Below are 23960 nucleotides of genomic sequence, written 5' to 3' on the forward strand. Positions count from 1 at the left end.
GAAACATGAGAGTTTTCCTAATTGGGTTTATGGGCAGTGGTAAGAGCCATTGGGGACGCATCCTACAAGATGCGTTGAAAATAAACTTCTATGATTTAGACTCAGTGATTGAAGAAAAGGAAAACCAAACCATTGCTCAAATCTTTGAATCCAAGGGGGAGGAGTATTTTCGTAGATTAGAACATGAAACCTTGGATGCAATGATTCAAGAGCATCCTGAGATGATTCTTTCCTGCGGTGGTGGCACTCCTTGTTTCTTTAAGAATATTGATTTAATGAAACAGTCGGGAACCGTAGTATGGCTCAATCCGGCTGTAGAAGCCTTGGTGAAAAGGCTGGTTAAAGAGAAAGAGAAAAGGCCTTTGTTGAATGAAGTGTCCGATGAGGCCTTGCATTCATTCATCTTAAAGAAAATGAACGACAGAAGAATCTATTATGAGCAAGCACATGTTCATGTAGAAGAAGATAAAGCAACTCCAGCATCACTTATCGAACAAATAGTACATGCATAAGAAAACCCTGATTACAGCCTCCATTCTTGGTGCCCTTGCCGTAGCGCTTGGTGCTTTTGGTGCGCATGGATTGAAGCAATTGGTGCCTCCTGAAACAGTTACAACTTTTGAAACAGGTGTAAAGTATCAATTCTACCACGTATTTGCTTTATTAATTATCGGTGTGGTGTATGCACAAGTTCCATCCAAAGCACTTTTACAAGCAGCACTCTTTTTTCAAATTGGAATCTTACTTTTTAGTGGATCACTCTACGCGCTCACAGCTTTGAAAGCTACCGATACCGTTGGTTTGAGCGGAATTGGAATTATTACTCCATTGGGAGGAGTGGCATTTATAGTTGGTTGGTTGCTAATGGCAAAAGCGTTCTGGAAGTCTTAAAACGGTGCGACAAACAAGATAGTGGTGCCTTGATCGCTGGAATTTACTTCTAAGCTTCCTTCAACCATTTCCATTCTTCTTTTCATATTGCTTAATCCGTTTCCAAATCGTTTGAGTTTCTCTTGATCAATTCCAACCCCATTATCGGTAACCCGAATGGCCAAAGTCTTCTTGTCGGTATTGATCTCGATTCCCATGGATACTTCTGTAGCATGTGCATGCTTCAGAATATTATTGAGCGATTCTTTTATACTCAAAAAGATGTTTCTTCTTTTCTCTCCACTCATCTCCACATTTGGAATGCTATTGGGAAGTGCCACGCGGCAATTGATCTCTGTATTGTCGAAATACTCAAGGGTGTGCGAACGTACGTAAGCAATCAGACTTTCTAAACTATCATTCGAACTTTTCATGGTCCAAATAATACTGTTCATTTTTCCCAATAGGTCATTCGATGCATTGGAGATGCGTTCCAATTCAGGAAATTTATCATCCTTAATTTTGGTACGCATAATTTCACTCATCAAACGGATTGCGGTCATTCCCGACCCTAACTCATCGTGCATGTCGGCAGAAATTCGATCACGCTCTTCTTGTCTTGTGGTTGCGATCGCCAATTGTTTTTCAAACTCATTTCTTTCTTTTTCCAATAATAAACGTTCTTTTTCACGGGCTCTTTCAGAAATTTCGACTCTGTTTTTGTAAGACAATCCCAATAAGAACGCTAACAACTCAAGCGCTACACCGGCTTCATAATAAAACAGACCTCGATTGAACAATGAGAATTTATCAGCAGAGAATTTTATTTTGAAAATGGTCATTAGCGAAAGCACTGAAAATACCAATAATGCGATGTTTCCGGCTGCTAGATACTTAATGAGCGCATCTTTCTTTCTCAAACCATATACGATGAATACAATTCCTGTAACAAACATGAAGACTTTTGTTACATAATTTTCAATGATATAAAGTAACACGTACTGAGTAGTGAAAAAGTAAACACAGGTGAACACTAAAAACATTAATCCCAAAATCACCATCGTAACTTTGAAAAACTTATAAAGAAAAGGATGATCTGTTTTGGTGTTGAGAAATTTGCTCATGAAAATCAGATAGAAAATAACTCCCACAACTAACCCAAGAAAGTCATAATACTCCTCATAGAGGAAATTCCATTCCACGTTTAGTCCAATAGCCGAGGTTTTAAAGAAAAACACAAAAGTGGAGCATGTAGCGTAGATGGCATAATAGAGAAATTCGTTATTTCTGTTTTGCGAGAAGAGCGATAGAGAATAAAACACCATGAGAAGCATCATTCCGGCAAAAATATAGGTCATCATGTCCATCCCTGTATCTCTAAACTTCAACTGGTGAGCCCAACTTTTTATAAAGTCCTTCTCTATAATACAGGGATTGAAATGGTTGGCATTGGTACGAATGAAATTCATCTCGGCGAAATAAACAATTGTATCACCGGGCTGTATGGTCAGCAAGCGGCTTCCTTTGAAATATTTGTCATCCTCTGCTTGTTCTGGAACAGGAATGGGACTGTTAACGCCGGCCTTTTTATCAGTATAGTAAAGTTCAAAATTTCGATGGTAGTAGCCTGGTGAGAAATACACTTCCTTCTCAATAGGCAGGGTATTGGTAACAGCAAAACACATGATCAGCTTGTGCTCCAAAAAGCGATCCGGCATGCTCGGGTTCATCGCTGTATAAGGGATGTGTTGGTACTCCAAATTTTGGAGTTCAGAAGCCTCTACTTGGTCAATGTTTTTAGAATTGAATACCGCGAGGCGGTTGATATTATCGTAGAGTCGAATGGTGGCAACATCGCGAACTGAGTCGACCGGCAGTTGTTGAGCAGTCAAAGATTTAACCGATGAAAGCAAGAACAGGGCTAAAAGGAGCTTTTTTAGCATGCGTTGAAGGTTGCTTTCTCGGATTCGGTTCATGTGCAATTTCTTGGTTTTGGTACCTGAAAAATACATTTTTTAAGTCAGCAGCCCAAAAACAGGTAAATTGCCCACAGATCGCTGCCAATGGCGGCTAGTACTTATCTTTGCACTATGGCGAATCGATTGAAGACGGGGAAGAAAACATCCAAACCTACGGCTGACCAATTAAAGCCCGAAGAAGATATCAAAGTATCTGTTCAACAACTGGTAAGGGATGAAAGAACCCGAAAAATTGCTGGTACCCTCTCTTTATTGGCTGCAGTGTTTTTATTTGTAGCCTTTACTTCCTATTTGTTTACCTGGAGAGAAGATCAAGACAAAGTTTTGAATCAAGGCGCCTCCATTTTACTTCCTTCGGCAGATGTAAAATCACTTAATTTATTAGGTAATATTGGTGCGTATATCTCACATCAGTTCTTTTTCAATGGATTTGGACTTGCATCTTATTTTTTCTGTTCCTTCTTCTTTGTGGTAGGAGCAAATGCACTTTTTTCTAAGAAACTGTTTTCAATAGCCAGGAACATTCGGTACCTCATTGTTGGGGTAGTATTCTTCAGCGTGTTGCTTTCGTTCCTTACGGCACGCAATCATTTTGCTTGGGGTGGTGCTTTTGGAGATATGTTAAGCGATTGGTTGGTTAAAATGATCGGTTTTATCGGCACAGCGGCGGTCTTATTGGTTGTTGGGTTGGCCTATTTTATCTGGCGTTTCAATCCTGTTTTCAATGTTCCCAAATTACCAAAGAAAGAAACAAGTACTGCCAACACTGAAAGTGCAATTGAATCGGAGGAGGCAGCTCCTGCAATAGCGCCCATTGGTGAGGACGAAAACAATACGGTAGAAACTCCCGCAAAAGGAAATAAGTTGAAAGGAAAGAAGGGTGTTGTAGTAATACCTCCCTCAAAAAATACAGATTCCATACCGTTCGACATTATTGAGAAAGAAGCTCCAGCTGCCGATGACATTCGCAAAGGAATGCTGGAAACCACCGAAGAAAATGCAGCATTGGAAGAAGAAGCTGAGGCGCCAGTGATAATGCCAGTGGAAACTCCGGTTCCTCCGGTAGCACCGCCCATTGTAGAACCTACGGTAGTTACACCAAAAGTGCCCCTTTCTGAAATTCCACTTGAAATCAAAGTAGCAACCGAAGCTGAAGAAGAGCAAGAAGAAGAAGCTCCGGCTGCAAAACCCGTGGAAATGGAGCCTTACGAGCCAACCTTGGATCTTCGCGATTATAAATATCCACCGCTCGATTTGTTGGAGACCCATGGAAGTGAAAAGATCATTCAAGATCCAACAGAATTGGAGTCTAATAAAAACCAGATCATCAATACCCTCAAACACTACGATATTGCCATTCAAAAAATTAGTGCCACCGTTGGTCCAACAGTAACACTTTATGAAATTGTACCGGCGCCGGGGGTGAGAATTTCAAGGATTAAAAACTTGGAAGATGATATCGCACTTAGTTTGGCCGCACTCGGAATTCGTATCATTGCCCCGATTCCAGGTAAAGGCACCATTGGTATTGAAGTACCCAATGTGAAGAAAACCATTGTAAGCATGAAAACGGTGTTGGCATCAGAAAAATTCCAACACAATAATTTTAGCTTACCCATTGCCGTTGGTAAAAAAATCGATAACGAAAATTTCATTGTTGATTTGGCTACAATGCCCCACTTGCTGATGGCAGGGGCTACCGGACAAGGTAAATCGGTAGGGGTGAATGCGATACTTGTATCATTACTCTATAAAAAACATCCCTCTCAATTGAAGTTTGTTTTAGTGGATCCAAAGAAGGTAGAATTAAGTTTGTATCGAACCATCGAAAAACATTTCTTGGCGAAATTGCCGGGAGAAGAAGAGGCTATTATCACCGACACAAAGAAAGTGGTAAATACCTTGAATGCACTTTGTATAGAGATGGACAATCGGTACGATCTTCTCAAAGAAGCCGGTGCCAGAAACATCCGAGAATACAACGAAAAGTTCATCAAACGCAAATTAAACCCGCAGAAAGGGCATCAATTCCTGCCCTTCATCGTATTGGTTATTGATGAATTTGCCGATTTGATCATGACGGCGGGTAAGGAAGTAGAAATGCCCATTGCCCGTTTAGCCCAATTGGCACGTGCTATTGGTATCCATTTGATCATCGCTACCCAACGCCCTTCAGTAAATATTATCACCGGTACCATCAAAGCGAACTTCCCGGCTCGAATCGCGTTTAAAGTGTCGTCAAAAGTGGATTCAAGAACCATTTTAGACACCGGTGGGGCCGAACAATTGATCGGGAAAGGCGATATGTTGATCTCCTATAATGGCGAGGTTTCCCGATTACAGTGCGTTTTCGTTGATACCCCGGAAGTGGAAAGTGTGTGTGATTATATCGGTGACCAACGTGGCTACCCACAAGCTTTCTTGCTTCCGGAGTATGTAGATGAGAAAGACATGGATGCCAAAGATTTCGATCTGAGCGATAGAGATCCCTTGTTTGAAGACGCAGCACGCTTGATTGTTCAACATCAAGTTGGGTCTACCTCTCTCATTCAAAGAAGAATGAAATTGGGATATAACCGCGCGGGGCGTCTTATGGACCAGCTGGAATCTGCCGGAATTGTAGGCCAAAATCAAGGATCTAAGGCTCGAGATGTGCTTATTAAAACCGAAATGGATCTGGAACAGCACCTAAGCAGCCTCGGTTAGAAATATGTTAAGTTTCCTCTTGGTTGCGAACGTTTCAACATCAAACAACGTCTAACGTATTGATAAATTCCAATATATTTACATTAAAATCTTTAACCGTTATCATGAAATCATTTTACTCCTTTATTGCTTGCAGCTTAATTGCCCTTACCGTTTCTGCTCAAAACAATAGTATTGGAAACAATGATCCGGCGGCCAAAAAAATATTGGACGGTGTGAGTGCGCAGTTTAAAACTTACAAAGCCATTCAAGCTGTTTTTACATTGAAGGTGGAAGATGCAAAAGGAAAAGTGCAAGGAATTAAAAAAGGCACGGTGTATTTGAAAGGCCAAAAGTACCGTGTGTCAATCACTGGTCAAGAGATTTTTTGCGACGGAAAAACCATTTGGACCTACGATAAATCAACCAATGAAGTAACCATCACAGCAGTTGATAATTCAGCATCTTCTATTACACCTCAAAAGCTGTTCACTAATTTCTACGATAAAGATTTTCTGTATAAACTGAATGGGGAACAAAAAGAAGGCAATAAAACCCTTCAGGAAATAGAATTGACTCCCACCGATAAAACCAAAAACTTCCACAAAGTGTATGTTTTGGTAGATAAAGCAACTAAAAATATTTACAGCACTCGGATCTTAGAGAAAGGGGGAAATAAGTTCAGCTATACAATCAATAGTTTCAATGGCAAAGCAGTTGTAGCAGATGCCATGTTTGTTTTCGATAAAGCTAAGTTTCCGGGAGTAGAAGTAGTAGACCTGCGCTAATTTCCCCAACGATACGTTTTGATATCAATTCCGGCCAAATCGAGGATTCTGTCGGTTACAGTTGCAGCAGCTTCTTCAAGAGTTTTGGGAACGCTGTAAAAGGATGGTGTTGCCGGACATATAATGCCCCCTGCCAAAGTAACTGTTTCCATATTTCTGATGTGGATGAGATTGTAAGGGGTGTCACGAACCATTAAGATCAGCTTTCTTCGTTCCTTTAATACCACATCCGCTGCTCTGGTTATTAGATCATTGGAGATTCCGGTGGCAATTCTCCCCAAAGTTCCCATGGAACAAGGAGCCACAATCATCGTATTGTACTGACCGGAACCGGACGCGAAAGGCGCCATAAAGTCATTTGTGCCATAATAGTGGATAGGGTAGGACTCATAATCTTTATTCCCAAGCTCGGTAGCCCACACTGTTTTGGCATTCTCAGTCATCACCACCGCTAAGTCAGTCCATTGATTCTTAACTGTTAAGAGTTTCTCAATGAGTTGTTTTGCGTAAATGGAGCCACTTGCACCCGTGATCGCCAACACAATTTTATGCATGATTTTTGAGTTATTTTAATAAGCAATATTAACTAAAGATGCAAACAGTTAAACTGGGATTTTTGTTGACCATTTTCAGTGTGTTCCTTTTGTCAATGAAGAAAGACAAAGCGCCATCGGGTACACAATGGATGACACTTGCTATGGCGGAAGACAGTTTGAAAGTAGCCAAAAGACCCGTATTAATTGACCTCTATACCGATTGGTGTGGTTGGTGTAAAGTGATGGATAAGAAAACCTATTCCAACAAGAATGTGGCGGCTTATATTGCCAGCAAATTTTACGCAGTAAAAGTGAACGCAGAAAGCCGAACCGCTTTTACTTGGATGGGCAAATCGTACAACTACAATGAAAGATACAGAACCAATGACTTTGCAATGTTTCTAACACAAGGTCAACTTTCCTATCCAACTACCGTTATCATTCCTACTGATGGTAGTGAACCTCAAGCGATCCCCGGTTATCTTGAAACCAAAGACTTTGAACTAATTCTTACTTACTTCGGGGAAGGGCACTATGGTAAAATTCCTTTTCAGCAGTATCAACAGCAATTCAAATCCTCTTGGAAATAGCAAACAGTTGATCGAAATCAAGTTGATTTACATCAAGTAAAAACTAAAACTCCACTTATTCGGTTGTTCTATCAGTTTAGGCCAACTCAACACTCCTGAACTGCAAGAGTAACCGCAAACGTTTGCAGACTAATATTTTGTGTATTTACTTTATTTCTATATTGATTTCAGTCAATTTAATATAAGTTGACTAAAAACCCTTTGTCAAAGAATGAAAGTAGACCTTAGCAAGCCCTATATTTGACTTTTCATAGGATAAGGTTTAATGGTTAATGGTATTTGATTAGTGCAGTCCCGCGTTATTGCGGGACTCTTTTTTTGCTGGTATGCAAGAATATTTTTAAAAAGGAAACATCGCTTCTTAATTCGAGGCTTTACTTTCTTCGCGTCAATCACAGAAATAAAAAAAATATTAAAAAGAAAGCCCGTCTCGTTATGAATGAGACGGGCTTTTTGGGCGATTTAAAAATCACTTATTTTGACTCAGCCATATCGGGAATTGCTTCAACTTTGTAAGCACCGGCATCCAATTTCTTCTTGGTTTCTTCAAATGCAACCAGTGTAGCTTCGATATCAGCATCAGTATGTACTGCAGTAGGTATCAAGCGGTAAATGATATGCCCTTTTGGAATTACGGGATATACCACAATAGAACAGAAAATATTATAGTTTTCACGAAGATCCATTACCATGGCGGTAGCTTCTTCTACGCCTCCTTTCATGTAAACGGGAGTAACAACAGAATCTGTTTTACCAATATCAAATCCTCTTTCTTTCAAACCATTTTGAAGCTTCAGGGCATTTTCCCAAAGTTTTGCCTTTAATGAAGGTTGAGTTTTTAATAGCTCCAATCTTTTGAGGTTACCAATTACAAGAGGCATCGGTAAACTTTTGGCAAAAATTTGAGAACGAATATTGTAACGAACGTAGTCGATGATGGCCTTGTCGCCGGCAATGAATGCACCAATAGACGCCATTGATTTGGCAAACGTAGAGAAGTACAAATCAATTTGATCTTGTACACCTTGCTCTTCGCCTGCACCGGCACCCGTTTTACCGAGCGTCCCGAAACCGTGGGCATCATCTACTAACAAACGGAATTGAAACTTCGATTTTAATGCTACAATTTCCTTCAACAAGCCTTGGTCGCCGGCCATTCCAAACACTCCTTCAGTTATTACTAAAATACCTCCTTGACCTTGCTTTTCAACCAAAGCTGTTGCTCTTTGCAATTGCTTTTCGCAATCTGCCACATCGTTGTGTTTAAATACAAAACGATGGCCGGGGTGCAATCGCACACCGTCAATGATACAAGCATGGCTTTCAGCATCGTACACAATTACATCATGACGACTCACCAACACATCAATCAAACTCACCATACCTTGGTATCCAAAGTTCAGGAGAATGGCGTCTTCTTTTCCTTCGAATGCTGCCAACTCTCTTTCCAGTTGTTCGTGATAGTTGCTATTACCACTCATCATGCGCGCTCCCATCGGAAGTGCCAATCCAAATTCAGCTGCTGCGTCTGCATCTGCTTTTCTAACTTCCGGGTGATTCGCCAAGCCTAAATAATTATTCAAGCTCCATACAATCATATCCTTGCCTCTGAACTTCATTCTCGTTCCAATTTCACCCTCCAGCTTAGGGAATGCAAAATATCCGTGTGCACGCTCGCGGTGCTGACCTAAGGGACCATAGTTCTTGAGTAGTCTTTCAAACAAATCTGCCATATCAAATTTTTTTTACCTGATGGGGCTTTCAGGATGGTTTTTGAATGCCGCAAAGGTAACAAATTGCGCCGACGTTACCAATCGAACAACAGTTGACTGATTTTATTTGCAACTGTATTGTAAATCATTTAGTTATATATTTATCCGTTCACAGAAAATTTACATGAAACAGTTTCGAATGAACTTATATTTGCAAAAAAGCTACTAATGATCAGATCTTTCCTACTTGCAGCCGCAACGATCGGTTTTTTACAAGGTTTTGCTCAACTCAAACAGCAAACGAAAACAGCTGCTGTACCGCGCCCTAAATTGGTGGTAGGTATTATGGTTGACCAAATGAGATGGGATTATTTATACCGCTTCAAAAATCGATATGTTGACGGAGGGTTCAACCGTTTAATGCGAGAAGGAATGAATTGTCAGAATACAATGATTCCCTATGCTCAAACTGTTACAGCCGCTGGGCATACCTGTGTTTATACTGGCTCTGTCCCTGCAATTCACGGTATTATGGGAAATGAGTGGTTTGATAAAAGCCAGAATCGCGAGATCTATTGTGCAGAAGACAAAACCGTTTCACTCGTAGGTGTAGAAAAAGGCGAGCCCATGAGCCCTGCAAATATGTGGACCACCACAATTTGCGACGAACTGAAACTCGCCACTAATTTCAAAAGTAAAGTACTCGGAATAGCTATTAAAGATAGAGGGGGCATCCTACCGGCAGGACATTCGGCTGATGCTGCCTATTGGTACGATGGCACTTATGGGAAATGGATAACCAGCACATATTACATGAATAGCTTGCCACAATGGGTGAACAAGTTTAATGATAAAAAGCTTGTTGATAGTTTTTATAAGTTGAATTGGAACACCCTTTTCCCGATTGACTCCTATACTCAAAGTGATGCCGACGAGGTGCCTTACGAAGGCAAATTTGCACATGAAAAAGCGCCAGTTTTCCCACACGATTTGGTTTCAAGAGTAGGCAAAGACTATGGTACCATCAGAAACACTCCTTTTGGTAATAGTTTCACCATTCAATTCGCTCAAGAAGCGTTGGTACAGGAAGGAATGGGAGCCGATGATATTACAGATTTTTTGGCCATGAGTCTTTCTTCAACCGATTATGTTGGCCATCAATTTGGACCAAACAGTATCGAAATTGAAGACACCTACTTGCGTTTGGATCGTGATTTAGCGGCATTTTTTACCTTCTTAGATAAGAAAGTAGGCGCGGGGAATTATACCGTTTTCTTAACTGCAGACCACGCCGTAGCACATGTGCCTGATTACAATAAAGCGCATAAACTGCCCGGTAAAGCCATTGCTTCTAGCACTACTGAACTGAATGCTAAACTGGAAGAAGTATTTAAAGTGAAAGGCATTGTTCGTTCTTCTGCCAACTATCAATTGTATTTGAATGATCGAATCATTGACAGTGCCGCACTTGATAAATCAGCTATCAAGAAATATATTGTTCAATATCTGAATCAGCTCCCCGATGTATTGGTAGCATTTGAAACTGCAAACAGTGTTACAGCGCCTTTGCCGCAATCGGTGAGAGAACAATTTGCGAACGGGTTCAATACCAAAAGAGGGGGCGATATTCAAATTGTTTTAAAAGCGGGGTATTTCTATGGAGGTAAAACAGGAACTACCCACGGTAGTTTTAATCCCTATGATGCTCACATTCCATTGTTGTTTATGGGATGGGGGATCAAGAAAGGAAGCTTAACAAGAGAAGTGTACATGACTGATATTGCTGTTACACTTGCTTCATTGTTGAAAGTACAAATGCCAAGTGGAGCAGTTGGCCATGTTATTCCTGAAGTACTGCAATAATGGCTTCTGGGTAAATTGACGAAAGAAGTTCATTATTTTCTTAATACATGACGAACGGAAATACTTTCAGGTATTTCCGTTCTTATTTTTACACCAAATAGCCTAAATATGATCAAAAAAAGTGTTACTACAATTGCCCTTATCCTATGTGTGGCAATTTCTATGGGTCAATCCAGTGTTGACCTCTCGCAAAAATTACCCTTCGATCCTAAAGTAAAAATGGGTAAGCTCGATAATGGCCTTACCTATTTCATTCGTCAAAACAAAAAGCCTGAACAACGTGTAGAACTGCGATTGGTGGTTAACGCAGGAGCTATTAATGAAGACGATGACCAACAAGGTTTGGCACATATGGCCGAGCACATGGCCTTTAACGGTACAAAGAATTTCAAGAAGAACGATATCGTTTCTTTCTTACAAGATATCGGTGTTGGGTTCGGCAACGACTTGAATGCATACACTTCATTTGATGAAACCGTTTATATCCTTCCTATTCCAACCGATAAACCCGGAAATCTTGAAAAAGGATTTCAAGTGTTGGAAGATTGGGCACACAACGTAACCTACATAACTGAAGACATTGAAGGAGAACGTGCCATTATTCTTGAAGAAAGCAGATTGGGGAAAGGAGCTGATGATCGCATGTTCAGAAAAATTTACCCTAAATTATTTGAAGGATCTAAATATGCGAAACGTTTACCAATTGGTATCGACAGCATCATTAAAAACTTCCCGTCCGATGCCATTCGTCGCTTTTATAAAGATTGGTACCGCCCGAATTTAATGGCTGTAATTGTTGTAGGAGACATTGAACCTGCTGCTGCAGAAGCTATGATCAAAAAGCATTTTGCAGGATTGGTGAACCCCGCAAACGAACGCAAAAGAGAAGTGGCTGCCGTATACCCCTATAAGCAAACTGATGTAGAAATTGTGACCGACAAGGAAGCAACAGACTACAGTGCGGTAATCAATTATCCCTATTTCTACCAAGCTGCAAGCAGCACCGTGGGCGATTATAAGAATGATCTTATTGAGCGCATGTTTGCAACGCTCTTGAACCAGCGATTGCAAGAACTAACACAGCAATCGAATCCACCTTATGTAAGAGCCGGAGTTAGCTTTGGATCTTATGCACGCAATTATAATGGGTTTTCAGCTTATGTAGATATGGGTACCGGTGATGTTAAAAAAGGCATCGCGGCTTTAAGTGAAGAAGTTGAAAGAGCAAAGCGATTTGGATTTACTACTTCTGAATTGGAAAGAGCAAAAAAGAATTTATTGGCTACTTATGAAAGGGCGTATAACAACCGTGACAAAAACGAATCCGGTAATTATGTTGAAGAATACGTTTCTTATTTTTTAGCCGGAGAACCTAGTCCGGGAATTGAAAAAGAATTCGAACTGGTAAAGCAATTATTGCCTACCATCACCATTGAAGACTTAAATGGCCTTACAAAACTCTTAAAAGAGAATACCAATCGATTCGTTTATGTTACCGGCCCGGAAAAGAAAGCAAATGACCCATTGCCCGATAATCAAACGGTATTGAATGTTCTCAATGAAAAAGAGAAGGCCACACTCAAACCTTATGAAGAGAAGGCAGTGAGTTCATCATTGTTAACAACGCTTCCTAAGGCCGGAAAAGTTGTAACAAAAACTGCCAATGCAAAACTTGGAACAACTGAACTAGTACTTAGCAACGGCGTTAAAGTAATTTTAAAACCCACTGATTTCAAAAATGATCAAGTGATCATGAATGCAGGTCGATTTGGTGGAAAGAATGCTTATGCTGTAGCTGATAAATTTAGCGCCGAATATGCTACTCAAATTGTAAGCGCCATGGGTGTTGGAAATTTCGTACCGGTGGATCTCCGAAAAGCACTTGCCGGAAAATCACTCAATGTAGCACCCTACATCACTGGAACTACTGAAGGATTTTCAGGAAACTCTACTATAAAAGATTTGGAAACATTTTTCCAATTGAATTACCTCTACGTTACAGCTCCACGCAAAGACACGGCTTTGTTCCGCTCTTTCACACAGCGTAATAAATCGCAATATGCTATGTTAGGATCCAATCCACAGGCAGCCTTTGTAGATACGCTGTATAAAGTTCTCTTCAACAACAATCCCAAAGCACCCATTGTAGTTCCAAACAGTTCTTATTTCGATAAAATAAACATTGATCGATCAGTTGCTATTTACAAAGAGCGCCTCGGTGATGTAACCGGAATGAACTACGTTTTTACCGGAAGCTTTAAAGTGGAAGAGATGATTCCCTTTATTGAAAAATACATTGCAAGCTTACCTGCTTCAGGTAAGAAGACCAATTTCGTTGACGATAAAGTTCGACCATTAAGTGGGAAGAAACAATTGAACATCGCGAAAGGGAAAGAGCAAAAAAGTTTGATTCTTGGAATTTATTCCGGTGAAGTTCCTTATTCACAAGACTTAGAATTGAAAGCGACCGTATTAAGTGAAGTATTGAACATTCGTATCATTGAAGAATTGAGAGAAAAAATTCAAGGTATTTATGGTGGTGGAACTTTTGCTCAACTTGAAAAGGAGCCATACAGCAATTATAGTTTTATTCTGCAATTGCCTTGTGGACCTGAAAAAGTAGACACTCTTATCAAGGCGGTTCAAAAGGAATTTGCTTTGATCATAGAGAAAGGGCCCGATCAATCTTATTTAGATAAAGTAAAAAAGCAATTGATAGAACAACAAAAAGTAGTTTTGAAAGAAAATGGTCAATGGGGCCAGACTTTACTTAACAGCGCGTTGAGAAAAGCGGATCCATCTTTCTTTACTGATTTTGAAGCAAAGATCAATAAGCTCACAACTAAAGACATTCAACAAGCTGCAAAGATCTTTTTGGGTGGTCCCAATCAATTCACAGCGGTGTTAATGCCGGAAGCGGCCGGAGGTGAACACAAAGAACAGAAAAAAGGATTCTAATTTTAATCGAATTTGTTTGGAGGCCATGCAGCAGCATGGCCTTTTTTCATAGCATCCTGTTCATTTTATTTGTTATTTTGTGGCATGGCAGAAAACAGATTTCCCTACCTACAGTTATTGAGATTTACAACCAGTGTTTTTGAGAAAATCGGATGCAACCCTACTGATGCTGAATTGGCTGCTAAAGTGTTACTGAGTGCCGATTTAAGAGGCATCGATTCTCATGGGGTAGCTCGTTTAAGTGGATATGTTCGTTTGTGGGAAGTAAAGCGTGTGAATGCCAATCCCAACATCAAGATCATTCATGAAACTCCATCCACTGCAGTAATTGATGGCGACGGTGGATTAGGTTTAGTAGTGGCGCCATTTGCAATGAAAGTGGCTATCGAAAAAGCGAAAAACGCCGGAACGGGGTGGGTGAGTGTTCAGAACAGCAACCATTTTGGAATTGCCGGGTACCATGCATTAATGGCAGTAGAACAGGATATGATTGGTTGGGCCATGACCAATGCGAGCCCCTTGGTAGCGCCTACCTTTTCAACAGAACGTTTACTTGGAACCAATCCAATATGTGTAGCAGTGCCTGCAGGAGAGGAAGCGCCTTTTGTGGCCGATATGGCCACCACAACCGCAGCGAATGGAAAATTGGAAATTCTCCAACGTAAAAATGAAAAAGCCCCCTTGGGTTGGGTTCAAGATAAATATGGCAATGCCTCTGTAAATCCTCACGAATTGAAATCGGGCGGAGCCTTGCTTCCTTTAGGTGGAGATCGTGAACATGGAAGCCACAAAGGGTACGCTTTAGGAGCAATTGTTGACATCTTCTCTGCCGTACTCAGTGGAGCTAATTACGGTCCGTGGGTGCCTCCCTTCCCCGCTTATGTACCCATGCCGGAAGAACAGCCCGGTAAAGGAATTGGCCATTTCCTTGGTGCCATGAGAATCGATGCTTTCAGACCTGCAGACGACTTCAAACTACATATGGACAAATGGATTCAACGCTTTAAAGCGGCTACTCCAATTGCCGGCGAAGAACGCGTTATCATCCCCGGAGAACCCGAAAAAGAAATGGAAACAGAAAGGATGAGAACCGGGATTCCGCTGTTACCTGTAGTGGAAGAAGACCTAAAATTCCTTGCAGAGAAGTTTCTATTGAATTTTTAGCAAATTAATGACCGAAAATTTAGACCGTATTTTACGTAGTCGTCCTATCTTTGCGGACAATTTAAAGGAATCCTCCTTTTCTTTCATTGTTAATCAAAAATAGTCCTGTCATCAGGAGTAGAGGAATTGTACATGAAAATCATGAAATTCGGCGGTACCAGTGTTGGTAAACCCGAACGTATGCATTCAGTGGCTCAGTTGATCACGAAAGACCAAGAGCCTAAAATTGTAGTGTTGAGCGCATTGAGCGGCACAACCAATACCCTCGTAGCCATCGGTGATGCTTTAGCCGCCGGAAATCGTGACGCTGCAAAACAGCACATCGATACCTTGGAAGCCCATTACCAAGAATTTATCAAACAGTTAGTTACTACAGATGCCGCTTACCAAAAAGCACGTAAAATTGTAGCCGAGCATTTCGAGTTTTTAACCATCATTCTAAAAATATCTTTCAGCGATGCGCTAAGTAAGGACATCCTTGCGCAAGGTGAATTACTGAGTACCAAACTTTTTTGCGTTTATCTCGAAGAAAAAGGAGTGAGCCATGCTTATTTGAGTGCATTGGATTTCATGAGCATTGATGCGAATGATGAACCTCAATTAAGTGTTATTAAAACCAAATTGGCTCAAACATTGGCACAACATGCAGGAATCAATTTGTTTGTAACTCAAGGTTACATTTGTAAGAATGTTAGAGGTGAAGTAGATAATTTGAAGCGCGGTGGAAGTGACTATACAGCCTCACTTGTTGCAGCAGCGGTGAATGCATCGGTTTGTGAAATTTGGACAGACATAGATGGCATGCACAACAACGATCCTCGTGTTGTGAAAAAAACCATGCCTATTGAAGTGCTCAGTTTTGAAGAAGCCGCCGAGTTGGCCTATTTCGGAGCAAAAATTTTGCATCCTACTTGTATCTGGCCCGCACAACAAGAAAACGTGCCTGTGAAGCTTTTGAATACAATGCAGCCCGACGCAGCAGGAACAACCATCCGCAAAGAAGCCAGCAGCGTTGGAGTAAAAGCTATTGCTGCCAAAGATGGCATTTATGCCATCAATATCAAGAGCAGCCGAATGCTACTTGCTTACGGGTTCTTGAGAAAGGTATTCGAAGTGTTCGAAAAATACAAGACTTCCATTGACATGGTAACTACCTCAGAAGTAGCTGTATCAGTTACCATCGATAACGGCCAGTTCTTACAGCAAATCGTGAAAGAATTAGAGCCATTTGGAACCATTACAGTAGAAGAAAATCAAACCTTGGTTTCAGTTGTTGGAAATGAAATCGCTCAAACACAGAACATTTTAAGTAAGCTTTTCGATTCACTGAAAGAAGTACCTGTGAGTATGGTGAGCTATGGTGGCAGTAAACACAACGTAACCATTTTGGTGCCTTCTGCTAATAAAACGCAAACTTTACAATTATTGAATAAAGGATTGTTTGGGTTAGAATAACTATTGAAAGCATAGATAAAAAAAGAGTGGAGTTCAACTCCACTCTTTTTCGTTTATATCGTTCCTTCTAAAAATTGATTGTGAATATAGTCGACCACAGAAGGTAGTTGGCCGGTTTGTTCAAAAACTTTCATTTGTCGATCGGCGCCGGTACCGTTCTCCAGCATTTTTTGAACGTATTGAACAGCATGTCGGCTACCCAAAGGATCTACTACATCATCAATGAAGTCGAGGAGTTCATAAATCAACACTCTTGTATTGGCTTCTTCTTCTTTACCAAAATCAATCATTCTGCCATCGATTCCATATCTACTTGCCCGCCATTTGTTTTCGTTGATTAGTGCGCGAGAGTACTGAATGAAATTGAGGTTTTGTTGGCGTAATTTGTAAATTTTGGCACACACACCCTGAAACAAGGCTGCAATAGCAATGGTTTCAGGCACCGTCATTGGAACATCGCAGATTCTGAATTCAACAGTGTTAAAGAAAGGATGTACCCGCAAATCCCACCAAATTTTCTTCGCATTGTCGATACAATTGGTCTTTACCAAAAGCTTAATATAGTTATCGTACGCTTCAATGCTTTCAAATGATTCAGGAATACCGGTTCTCGGGAACTTGTCAAATACTTTTGTACGAAAAGATTTGTAACCGGTTTTTCTGCCTTCCCAAAAAGGAGAATTGGTGCTCAATGCATAGATATGGGGTAGAAAATAGCGCGTGCTATTCGCAATATGATTGGCCATTTCTCTATTTTCCATTCCCACGTGTACATGCAATCCAAAAATCAAATTGCTTCTGGCGGCTTCTTGTAGCTCGTTTACAATTTCATTGTAACGAACGTGGTCGGTAATGAGTTGGCTTTCCCAATGACTGAAAGGGTGTGTTCCTGAAGCGCCTACCCATAGGCCAAGATCTCCTGCAATGTGAGAAATGGTTTTACGAAGTGTAGAAACATCTTTATAGGCTTCATCAATGTTCTGACAAATATCAGTACCCACTTCTACAACGGCTTGGTGCATTTCAGCTTTCACTTTGTCTTTGATTACTTTCTGCCCTTCCGTTACAATTCTTTGTTCGTGACTTTTCAATTCACGTGTGGTAGGATCGAGTACCATGTACTCTTCTTCTACACCTAGCGTGAAATGTTTGTAGTTTATGCTTCCCATATAGTGCAAGTAGGTGAATGCTTGCGCATTCACAGGATAAGTATTGGTATTTAAATTAATGGTTGTTTGGCGGCACCACGCTTAATGTATTCTCCCCAAGTAAGATTGTCTCTTCCGGGTTCCTGGTGTTGCGCTCTTTCAATGGCATAGTTTGCGGCTGTTTCAACCACCCAATTGAAATTTTCTTCACCCACACTGTTGCGGTCGGCATCCGGTGCAGGGTTACAGAAATCGATGGCATAGGGAACGCCGTCTCTTATAGCCAATTCCACTGTATTGAAATCGTATCCTAGGTATTTGTTGATTCGAAGTACAATATCTTCCATCAGTTTCAAGCGTTCTGGGCTTGGTGTGAAATCACTCACATAACGCAAATGATGCGGATTTCTGGGTTCATAGGGCATGATCCGAACATGTTTGCCACCAATGCAGTAACAACGGTAATACTCGTCGAATATGATTTCTTCTTGAAGCAACATTACCAATTGTCCGGTTTCGCCGTGCTTTTGGAAGAAGTCTTCCATGTTCGTTAACTTATAAACGTTCTTCCATCCGCCTCCGGCAAATGGTTTCATGTAAGCAGGAAATCCTACATAGTTGAAGATGCCTTCCCAATCGAGCGGGTAAGAGAGATTGCTAAACGACTCTTCAGAGGTATCGTCGGGTAAATCTCTAGAAGGAAGGATCACTGTTTTAGGAACCGGTACGCCAATTTTTACGGCTAAACAGTTATTGAAGAATTTTTCATCGGCACTCCACCAAAATGGATTGTTGATGACTGCAGTACCGCAGATAGCCGCATCCTTTAAAAATGCACGATAGAAAGGAACGTCTTGTGAAATTCGATCAATGATCACCGCATAATCTCCGGCATCTCCTTGTATTACTTTATCAATTCTAACTGCTTCAGCAGAAATTCCTTCAATTTTTTTGCTATTGATTCGCTCAATTAACGCATTGGGAAATGAGCGTTCTTTACCGAAAAGCACTCCAATTTTTTTCATCTGCAGTAATTTTAAGAATAAGAATAGTAGGCTTTTGCCTCTATCCAAATATATCTTTTAGCCGCCTAAAAAACAAAAGATTGTTTTCGGTTTGAATCCTGTTTCTTTGCCAAAAATATCGCCCGTTTCAGCTATGTTAGTTGCCCAGTTACCCCATGTGAAAGTGGAGACTTTTACGCTTCATTCTACCCATTTAAACCGAGAAGTTCAGGTAGACCTCTATATGCCCCGATTTGACCTTAATTTGGCCAGTATGGTGATTTTTAATGACGGTCAAGATCTAGTAACCATGCATTTTGAAGAGATTTTGGAGGGTTTATACGATCGTCTCCAACTACAACCACTTGTTTGCGTAGGCGTTCATTGCGGTCCGGAAAGAATTCAAGAATATGGTATGACTGTAGGTCCCGATTTTAAAGGAAGGGGGGCGAAAGCAGGCGAGTACCAACATTTCTTATTGGAGGAATTGCTCCCCGAAATTTATCGCCATTATTTAGAAGGGATCACTGTAAAGGAAACTGCGATTGGAGGGTTCTCTCTAGGTGGTCTTAACGCCCTAGATTTAGCATGGAACAATCCCGACCTATTCAAAAAAGTAGGCGTATTTTCCGGTTCACTTTGGTGGCGATCAAAAGATAAAACCGACCGCGAGTTTAATGAAAATAGCTCTCGAATGATGCATCAGCAAATTCGAAATTCCTCAAAAAAACAAGGGCTCCGCTTCTTTTTCGAATGCGGTGAACTCGATGAAAAAGAAGATCGTAACAATAATGGTGTGATCGACAGTATTGACGATACCATCGACCTCTTACGTGAACTTTTGAAAAAGGGCTATCTAGAGGGCCCGGATTTCAGCTATCTCCAACTACCCGATGGAAAACACGATGTACCTACTTGGGCAAGGTCATTGCCGTTTTTTTTGAGATGGGGATGGGGGAGATGAGGAAGAGAGGAGACGAGGAAGTGAGGAAATGAGGAAGAGAGGAGACGGGACAGCCTCTAATTAATAATTTTTTTTTGGGGGTGAGAATTAGTTGATGAAATACAGCAATTGAACCATCCCTTTTACAAGAAAAACCTCCGAGCCTCCGAGCCTTCGTGGTTCCGCATCCCCCCGCGGAGCGGCTTTGCGTTCTTAAGTAAACGACTCTTCGAAAATCAATCTCTCCAAAACTTAAAGTAACCCCAACCACTCCAACCACCATTCATTTGCGTTAAAATACATTCACCGCAGAGTGCGCCAAGACCGCGAAGGAGTCGCGAAGTTTTTTGAACCGCAGCGGCGCAGCGATCGCGGCGGTTTCGCAGCGCCTCTGTTCTTTCTCTGTATTTCCTCGTTCTTCTTATCCTCGTTTCCTCTCTCCTGTATTCCCCCGCGGAGCGGCTCTGCGTCTCCAGTAAACGACTCTCCGAATTCCAAGCTGCCAAAAACTTAAAGTAATTACAGCCTCTTCAACCTAAGACCATTATCCTTTGCGTTTCGGCTGTTCCCGCTCCGCGGGAGTGCAATACATTTTAACGCAAAGTTTTAGTTGTCTCGAGTGCAGCACCCTGTGTTTAGTTGGGCTTCGCCGGAAGGAGGCCTTCGGCCAGCGCAAAGTGGGCACTGAATGAAATGAATTCTTTAAAAAGAAATTCTTGCTCTCTCCTGTATTCCCCCGCGCAGCGGCCTTTGCGTCCTTAAGTAAACGACTCTCCGAATTCCAAGCTGCTAAAAACTTAAAGTAATAACAGCCTCTTCAACCTAAGACCATTATCCTTTGCGTTTCGGCTGTTCCCCGTGGCTCCCAAATAAAAAAGGGACCTGCTCTCGCAAGTCCCCTTTCTTTATCCTTTGCAACTAAATTAGTTGAAGATGTAGCGGATTCCAAACTGCATCTGCCATCTTGAGTTCTGGCTGGTAGAGTTTTGGAACGTTTGTGTCATCGGAATTTGGTTGGTAGCATCCAAGTAAGGGAAGCTGAATACTGGCTTACCGGCGTTTGCTCCTGTTGTTTCAACACGCTTGAAGTTCAACAAAGCAGTACGGTAAGGGATTTTGAAAGTTCCCCAGTACTTATTTAAGAAGTTACCAAAGTTGAAGATATCCAATGATAAGCGAAGAGTGTTCTTCTTTCCTTTAACATTCATTGCGAAGTCCTGAGAAAGGTTCAAGTCCAAACGCTTGTAGAAAGGAAGCAACAAACCATTACGCTCAGCGTACTGACCTCTTCTTGTGCTCAAATAAGGATCTTGGTTGATATAGCTGTTCAATTGTCCCCAAATAACAGCAGCAGTACGAGTATCAGAACCGTTAACACCTTCTAATACGATGTCTGATGAAGTTTTTGGAACGTAGATCAAATCGTTTGCAGTTAAACCATCATTGTTCAAATCTCCATTGTAAACATAGCTAGATGTACCACCGTTTGCAGCTTCGAAAGTGAAACCGATAGAAGTACCGAAGTATTTCTTGTATTCAAAACGGTAGAAAGCAGCAGCTACTACACGGTGAGGTTGGTAGAAGTTTGAATAAGACATTACATCCAAGTTTGGATCACCACTAACAGGACGGTCTCTCCAAATACTTTGTGCAATAGAACCACCATCGTTTACACTCTTGCTCTTTCCATAAGTATAAGCCAACATGGTATAAAGATTCTTCACGTTACGTTGCAATTGCAAAGTAAGGTTGTAAGAATATCCTTGGTTGGTATTTCTCATCAAAATAGCATCAGAGATGTTAGGGTTGGTTGCAGAAGCACCACCTGCACCACTGTAAATTTGAGAAGAAGTATAACGGTAACGAGCATCAGGTCCAGCCAAAGGAGTTCCACCTGTTGGAAGGTTGATGTTCTGATGGTATACAGCATTGATGTCTTTTGTATACAAACCTTCCAATGTAGCTACGATGTCGTAAGGAAGTTTTTGGTCAATGGCCAAGTTACTTCTCCAGATTTGAGGGAATTTGAAGTTTTCCTCAGTTACAGCCAAGTTATATGAAGTATTTGCTGCACCGTTGGTTGGACGGTAAGCATTGATATCAGGACTGAAAGCAACACCGGTTGTTCTTACGAAAGAACCGAAGTCAACACCATTGTTACTAGCTTGGTTGCTGATCCAAACATAAGGAGGAGCACCAGCGAAGATACCTGTACCACCGCGTACTTGAGTAGTTTTGTCGCCTTTAACATCCCAGTTGAAACCTAAACGTGGGCTGATCAACTCAGAATTCTTCGGAGCTTTTCCGGTTTGAATTTTCGTACCATAACGGAAAGTAAGCGCATCTGCATTGGTGTTAGCAATGAAGTTTTGCTTGAAGAAAGGAGCGTCGATACGGATACCGTATGTTAAAGTGAAATTAGGTGTAACAGTCCATTTGTCTTGCGCGAAGAAACCTAACGTAAAAGTTGATACTTCAGCATAAGGGAACTCACCGTTCTTACGAGCAGAGTAACGCAATTCATAACGAGTAGCGTTCGCTGTTCCGTTGTTTACACTATTGTAGAAATCAGCCAATGAAGCGAAACGATAGAATCCATAGTAGTTTGGAGCAAAACCGTTTCTGAATTTGTTAGCTGTGTTCTGAGTACCGATGGTAATGTTGTGAGAACCTTTGTTTACCGTTAACACGTCGTTGAACTGCCAAGTGTCGGTGTCCAATTTATTGAAAGCGGTGAAAGGCTCGTAACCAAACGAAGTGAACATAGATCCGGCACCGTTTTCGATATCCACCAATGGGAAGATACCACCCGGGCTGCTACGGAAGTCACGCAATTGGTTGTAACCCACTTGCAATTTGTTTGATACACTGTTAGAGAAACGCGTGTTCAACTCAGCGATCAAAATATTGAAGTTGTTATTAATGATATAAGAAGAAGAGAAGAAAGGCATACCGGTTAAGCTCGCAGAACGACCGTTTGCAGAAGCACCACTGTTACTTGGAGCTACGTTGCGGTATGATTTTAGGTAGTAATAGTTAACGTTGAAAGTATTCTTCTTGTTGATGTTCCAGTCGATACGAGCAGTCAACTTATCACTATACGTTTCATAGTTGTAGTTCTCGTATGAACCTGTATTGTAGTTGAACTTCTGTTTCAAGAAATCAGAAAGTGCATCTAAGTCTTCAGCTTTAGCTTGAGAAATACCTGTACCTGAAGAACCATTGCGGCTTGCTACGAAACTGGTTGCAGGAGTGCTTACGCGCTCTTGCTCACCACTAACGAAGAAGAACAATTTGTTTTTAACGATAGGTCCACCAATTGATACACCACGGTTTTTGAAATCGAACTGTTGTTTCGCAATTTCAGTGATACCTACACGACGACCAGTATAATCCGGTCCTTTGCTGAAGTTGTAAATGGTTGCTTTGATCTCGTTTGTACCACTCTTTGTTACAGAGTTGATACCTGCACCAGTGAAGTTACCCAAGGTAACATCGTAAGGAGCGATGTTTACTTGAATTTGCTCAAGCGCATCGATACTGATTGGTTGAGAGTTGGTTTGTCCACCCAAACCTGCAGCCAAACCGAAGGTGTTGTTGAAAGAAGCACCGTTCACAGTAAGGTTGTTGTAAGAGTTGGCACGACCCGCAAAACTACTTGTACCGTAAACAGAGTTACTGTTGGCAGTAGGAGTAAGACGAGTAAAGTCGTTGATACTTCTGTTGATAGTTGGTAAACGATCGATTTGAGTACGGCTAATTACCTCCGCAGAACCGGTTCTACCTTTGTTAAATACTTTGTCTGATTTCTTTGCAGCTACTACTACTTCACTTAAGTTAGTAGAAGTGGTAGCCAATTGTACGTCTGCTTTGAATACCTGACCTAAGGTCAAGAATACATCGTTTTGTACATCGTCTTTGTAGCCAACATAAGAAACTTTTACTTGGTAAGGACCACCTACACGTAAGTTAGGGAGGTTGAAACGACCGTCTTTACGAGTGGTTGTGTAATAACTGGTTCCGGTAGGAGTGTGAATCGCTTGCACGGTTGCACCTGATAATCCGGCTCCTTTTTCATCTTTAACCTGGCCTTGAATTTCGGCCGTGGTTTCTTGAGCAAATCCTTTGAACAGAAACCCTGTAGAAAGGATCACTAATAGTAAGGAAACAATTTTTCTCATAATTAAATCACGCTATTTTAGTTTGCAAAGAAAAAACGAATAGTGCGTAGGTAAGAGTAACAAAAGTTACCAAACCATTAACTT

16 protein-coding genes are annotated in these 23960 nt (G+C 41.2%); 10 read left to right on the forward strand and 6 right to left on the reverse strand.

What is annotated here, in order from left to right; genetic code table 11:
- The first annotated feature begins 5 nt into the window (after positions 1 to 5).
- Together ACQ2HE_RS04315 and ACQ2HE_RS04320 are read left to right on the forward strand one after the other, a co-directional pair.
- Positions 6 to 512, forward strand: a complete 507-nt coding sequence (locus tag ACQ2HE_RS04315) for a shikimate kinase (RefSeq protein ID WP_430898024.1) — start codon at positions 6 to 8, stop codon at positions 510 to 512.
- The gene (locus tag ACQ2HE_RS04320; protein ID WP_430898022.1) at positions 505 to 891 is read left to right on the forward strand and encodes a DUF423 domain-containing protein; all 387 of its coding nucleotides are present in this window, start codon (positions 505 to 507) and stop codon (positions 889 to 891) included. Before ACQ2HE_RS04315 ends, ACQ2HE_RS04320 begins: the two co-directional genes overlap by 8 nt.
- Here the strand turns inward: ACQ2HE_RS04320 and ACQ2HE_RS04325 are convergent.
- Positions 888 to 2846 (reverse strand): sensor histidine kinase, encoded by a 1959-nt coding sequence (locus ACQ2HE_RS04325; protein WP_430898020.1) that lies wholly within the window; start codon positions 2844 to 2846, stop codon positions 888 to 890. The genes ACQ2HE_RS04320 and ACQ2HE_RS04325 overlap by 4 nt on opposite strands.
- 114 nt (positions 2847 to 2960) lie before the next feature.
- Between ACQ2HE_RS04325 and ACQ2HE_RS04330 the strand changes: the two genes are divergently transcribed.
- Together ACQ2HE_RS04330 and lolA1 are read left to right on the forward strand one after the other, a co-directional pair.
- Entirely contained in the window at positions 2961 to 5555 is a 2595-nt protein-coding gene (locus ACQ2HE_RS04330; RefSeq protein WP_430898018.1) for a DNA translocase FtsK, read from the forward strand.
- Positions 5556 to 5659: 104 nt separating this feature from the next.
- Positions 5660 to 6322: an outer membrane lipoprotein periplasmic chaperone LolA1 gene (lolA1, locus tag ACQ2HE_RS04335; protein WP_430898016.1), complete on the forward strand. Its 663-nt coding sequence runs from the start codon at positions 5660 to 5662 to the stop codon at positions 6320 to 6322.
- Here the strand turns inward: lolA1 and ACQ2HE_RS04340 are convergent.
- Complete coding sequence (locus tag ACQ2HE_RS04340) at positions 6319 to 6876, reverse strand: UbiX family flavin prenyltransferase (protein WP_430898014.1); 558 nt, start codon at positions 6874 to 6876, stop codon at positions 6319 to 6321. The genes lolA1 and ACQ2HE_RS04340 overlap by 4 nt on opposite strands.
- Positions 6877 to 6914: 38 nt before the next feature.
- On the opposite strand from ACQ2HE_RS04340, the gene ACQ2HE_RS04345 reads away from it, so the two are divergent.
- Positions 6915 to 7448 carry a thioredoxin family protein gene (locus tag ACQ2HE_RS04345; RefSeq protein ID WP_430898012.1) on the forward strand — a complete coding sequence of 178 codons (534 nt, stop codon included), beginning with the start codon at positions 6915 to 6917 and terminating at the stop codon, positions 7446 to 7448.
- A 473-nt stretch (positions 7449 to 7921) separates the two neighbouring features.
- On the opposite strand, the gene ACQ2HE_RS04350 is transcribed toward ACQ2HE_RS04345, so the two are convergent.
- Positions 7922 to 9181 (reverse strand): aminotransferase class I/II-fold pyridoxal phosphate-dependent enzyme, encoded by a 1260-nt coding sequence (locus ACQ2HE_RS04350; RefSeq protein WP_430898010.1) that lies wholly within the window; start codon positions 9179 to 9181, stop codon positions 7922 to 7924.
- 207 nt (positions 9182 to 9388) lie between these two features.
- Between ACQ2HE_RS04350 and pafA the strand changes: the two genes are divergently transcribed.
- The 4 genes from pafA to ACQ2HE_RS04370 all read left to right on the forward strand — a co-directional run bounded on the left by pafA (position 9389) and on the right by ACQ2HE_RS04370 (position 16600).
- Positions 9389 to 11023 (forward strand): alkaline phosphatase PafA, encoded by a 1635-nt coding sequence (pafA, locus tag ACQ2HE_RS04355; protein ID WP_430898008.1) that lies wholly within the window; start codon positions 9389 to 9391, stop codon positions 11021 to 11023.
- Between the two features lie 108 nt (positions 11024 to 11131).
- Entirely contained in the window at positions 11132 to 13981 is a 2850-nt protein-coding gene (locus ACQ2HE_RS04360; RefSeq protein ID WP_430898006.1) for a M16 family metallopeptidase, read from the forward strand.
- 84 nt (positions 13982 to 14065) lie between these two features.
- Positions 14066 to 15145 (forward strand): Ldh family oxidoreductase, encoded by a 1080-nt coding sequence (locus ACQ2HE_RS04365; RefSeq protein WP_430898005.1) that lies wholly within the window; start codon positions 14066 to 14068, stop codon positions 15143 to 15145.
- Between the two features lie 132 nt (positions 15146 to 15277).
- Positions 15278 to 16600: an aspartate kinase gene (locus ACQ2HE_RS04370; protein WP_430902421.1), complete on the forward strand. Its 1323-nt coding sequence runs from the start codon at positions 15278 to 15280 to the stop codon at positions 16598 to 16600.
- 53 nt (positions 16601 to 16653) lie between these two features.
- On the opposite strand, the gene ACQ2HE_RS04375 is transcribed toward ACQ2HE_RS04370, so the two are convergent.
- Both ACQ2HE_RS04375 and ACQ2HE_RS04380 read right to left on the reverse strand, forming a co-directional pair.
- A complete protein-coding gene (locus ACQ2HE_RS04375) occupies positions 16654 to 17769 on the reverse strand; it encodes a carboxylate-amine ligase (RefSeq protein ID WP_430898001.1) in 1116 nt (371 codons plus the stop codon).
- Between the two features lie 50 nt (positions 17770 to 17819).
- Positions 17820 to 18773 carry an ATP-grasp domain-containing protein gene (locus ACQ2HE_RS04380; RefSeq protein WP_430897999.1) on the reverse strand — a complete coding sequence of 318 codons (954 nt, stop codon included), beginning with the start codon at positions 18771 to 18773 and terminating at the stop codon, positions 17820 to 17822.
- A 106-nt stretch (positions 18774 to 18879) separates the two neighbouring features.
- On the opposite strand from ACQ2HE_RS04380, the gene ACQ2HE_RS04385 reads away from it, so the two are divergent.
- Complete coding sequence (locus ACQ2HE_RS04385) at positions 18880 to 19716, forward strand: alpha/beta hydrolase (RefSeq protein ID WP_430897997.1); 837 nt, start codon at positions 18880 to 18882, stop codon at positions 19714 to 19716.
- Positions 19717 to 20618: 902 nt separating this feature from the next.
- On the opposite strand, the gene ACQ2HE_RS04390 is transcribed toward ACQ2HE_RS04385, so the two are convergent.
- Positions 20619 to 23876 carry a TonB-dependent receptor gene (locus ACQ2HE_RS04390; protein WP_430897995.1) on the reverse strand — a complete coding sequence of 1086 codons (3258 nt, stop codon included), beginning with the start codon at positions 23874 to 23876 and terminating at the stop codon, positions 20619 to 20621.
- Positions 23877 to 23960: the final 84 nt, after the last annotated feature.

Origin of the sequence: Endoryza foliicola (genome assembly GCF_050589245.1) — a bacterium.
GTDB lineage: Bacteria > Bacteroidota > Bacteroidia > Chitinophagales > Chitinophagaceae > Endoryza > Endoryza foliicola.